Source organism: Micropruina sp., from assembly GCF_047607385.1.
Taxonomy (GTDB): domain Bacteria; phylum Actinomycetota; class Actinomycetes; order Propionibacteriales; family Propionibacteriaceae; genus Micropruina.
The window spans coordinates 1-2,748 of record NZ_JASGDE010000028.1 but is presented as its reverse complement, the minus strand read 5'-3'; the positions used below and the strand labels follow the sequence as shown (position 1 = coordinate 2,748).

Below are 2,748 nucleotides of genomic sequence, written 5' to 3'. Positions count from 1 at the left end.
GGTCGAGGGCCTCCTCGGCCGCCGCCACCGCGCCGACCACGCGTCCGGACGCCAGCCGCAGCCCCGCGACCGCCACCAGCCGTCCCGCCAGCTGACCCCTCGCCGACCTGCGTCGCGCGGTGTCGACGGCGCCTTCCAGCCGGGTCAGCGCCTCCGGGGTGTGACCGGCCAACGCCGTCGCCCAGGCCGCGCTGACCGCCGGGTCGGCGATCACCTCGTCGGCGTCGGATCCGGCGGGGGAGGATCCGGCCGGGGTGGATCCGGCTGGGTCGGATCCGGCTGGGGCGGGCGGCTCCACCCCGTCCGGGTCGTTGCCGGTCAGCGTCCGCACCAGCTCGGCGACGGTGGCACCGGTCGCCCCGCCGCAACCGAGCCGGGACGCGATCGACACCGCGCTCTGCGCCAATTCGAGTTCCCCGATGGCGACGCTGATCGCCGCCGCCCGCGCGTACCGCAGGGCGGCGCCGTCGGTGTCGCCCAGGGCGGTGTCGGCGGCCAGCCGCAGCAGGGCGTCCCGGGCGGCCAGCGGGCTTGCGGACAGCGCTTCGGCGCTTACCCGCAGCTCGGTCAGCCGGGCCCGCTCGGCCGGCGTCCGGATCAGGGCTTCGGCGGTGCCGAGGTGCTCCTCGGCCTCCGCGAGCCGGCCCGCCGCCTGCAGTCGCCCGGCCCCGTCCAGCAGTCGGCGCAGCCGGTCGGCCCGGCCGGTGCTGAGCAGCGCGGCGTCCAGCAGCAGCCGTCCGCCGGCCACCAGGTCGGCGTCCGGATCGCCCACCACACGTTCGATGTCGGCGGCGAGCGCGTCGTCACAGCCCGCCGCGGCCATCACCCGATGCCGGAGGCTCCGCACCGACGCCGACTGCGTCCCGGTCGCCGCGGTGGTCGAGTCCGCCGCGGTCGCTGCCCGCGCGTGCAATGCGCGGGACCGTGCGGGGGTCAGTCGGCAGGTCAGTGCGGCGCCGAGCAGCGGATGCGCCAGGCGCCACTGCCCGGCCCGCCGGCACAGCAGGCCGGCGGACTCCAGTTCGTCCCGGACGGCGTCGGTGCAGCCCGCCGGCAGCGGCCCTGCGGCACCGTCCAGCGCGACGGCCAGCTCCTCGGCCACCGCGAGCGCCTCGGGGCTGAGTCCGGCCAGCTCGGCCCGGAACAGTCCGGCCAGCCGCGTCCGGTGGACCTCGGCGACGGTGATCGGGTCGGCGCCGGCCGCCAGCACCTGGATCGCCAGTGGGTTGCCCTCCGCCCGGCGCACGATGTCGCCCGCACCCCCGTCCGCCGGCCCGGTGCAGCCGGCGGACGGTCCGGAGAGCAGCTCGGCCGCCTCGTCGTCGGTGAGCCGATCCAGCACGGCGGTGGGCAGCCCGCCCAGCGCGTCCGGCGGATACGGCGGTCGGCCGAGCTCGGACCGCACCGCGAGCAGCAGCGCGACCGGACGCCCGCCGAGCCGGCGGCCCAGGTTCCCGAGCACTTCCAGGCTGAGCGGATCCAGCCATTGCGCGTCGTCCACCACGATCAGCACCGGCCGCGGCGCCCGATCGATCAGGTCGAGCAGGAACGCGCCGAGCTCGGCGGCCCCGGCGTCCGCATCGCCGGAACTCGGCCCGGGAAGCCGGGCCCCGCCGTCGCGTCCGGACGCCCCCAGCTGCCGCTCCAGGTCGTCGAGGGCGACGCCCGGCGTCGAGGCGTCCCGGACGTCGCCGCGGAGCCGCGCCACGTCGAAGCGGTCGCCGCCTCGTCCGGACGCCCAGTCGAGCAGGGTGGTCCGGCCGATGCCGGGCGCTCCGACCAGCACCAAGGCCTGCCCACGGCCGGCGGCCGCGCGATCCAGGCAGTACTCCACCCCCTCGGCGATGGCCTGCCGGCTGGGCGGCCAGGGGCAGGGCCGGCCGGGCTCGACCCAGGAGCCGCGGTCGCCCGGGCCGGGGTTGGGCGTGTCAGGGCCTGGCATGTTCGGACGCTCCTTCGGGGGTGGCGAACGGTCCGCCGGCACGTCACCGGGGTGCGGCTGGAAGGTTCCGAACCGGAAGCTCAAGGACGCGCAGTTGCCCGGGAACGCCCGCGGGCCGTCATGGAAGCAGGCTACTGGGCGCCGGAATGCCTAGCCAATACGCAATTCTCTGCCTCGCCGGCAGGTACCAGGACGGGACTGCTCCGCCTCTACGTCTGATTCAGGGCGGTTGGCGGCCCGGTCCGGACCGCCGGATTCGGGCGAAGCCGGCCGGTCCGCTGCCCGCCGCGCCGGGGTTCGCGCCCCCGCGACACGGGACAATCCGGGTATGAGCGATACCCGTTGGCCGACGCTGCCCATCCCCTCGGACGCCGCGCACGTCCCCGCGTCCGGTGACGTCGGGTACACGTTGCTGGTGGAGCAGAGCGTCGGCTCCGGCAACGGGCTGCGCTGGCTGGCCGCGCCGGCGACCCGGACGGCCTGGGCCGACCGGGAGCTGGCCCGTCACGAAGCCGAACGGTTCGCCCGGACGTACCAGCCCCGGCACCCGATGACGGAGCAGCGCCGCGGCGTCTACCGGATCAGTCCGGACGAGTACCTCACCATCGTCGAGGGAGCCACGATGACCTTCTCCTTCCGCACCGTGGTCGCCGAGCCTCTCGGCTGGCAGGGACGCCAGGGCGCGCCGCGCTGAGGGGCCGAGCCCTGCGTAAGGCGAGCACCTGTCCGCGTCGCCACTAGGCCCTCCCTAATCAGTTCTGCCCTCCCGTCGACGGGAGGGCAGAACTGATTAGGGAGGGCCTAGT

Annotated in this window: 2 protein-coding genes; one reads left to right on the top strand and one right to left on the bottom strand. The window is 76.1% G+C overall.

Features of this window, described 5'->3' with window-relative positions; all coding sequences use genetic code 11:
• Positions 1 to 1,942 (bottom strand): AAA family ATPase (locus QM582_RS02665; RefSeq protein WP_415081505.1); only part of this gene is annotated, 1,942 nt, incomplete at its 3' end.
• Between the two features lie 328 nt (positions 1,943 to 2,270).
• Here QM582_RS02665 and QM582_RS02660 point away from each other — a divergent pair.
• Positions 2,271 to 2,636, top strand: a complete 366-nt coding sequence (locus QM582_RS02660; RefSeq protein WP_415081504.1) for a hypothetical protein — start codon at positions 2,271 to 2,273, stop codon at positions 2,634 to 2,636.
• Positions 2,637 to 2,748 lie beyond the last annotated feature (112 nt).

Coding starts and splice junctions, on each gene's coding strand:
- QM582_RS02660 (WP_415081504.1), top strand. CDS start 2,271: ATGAGCGATACCCGTTGGCCGACGCTGCCCATCCCCTCGGACGCCGCG.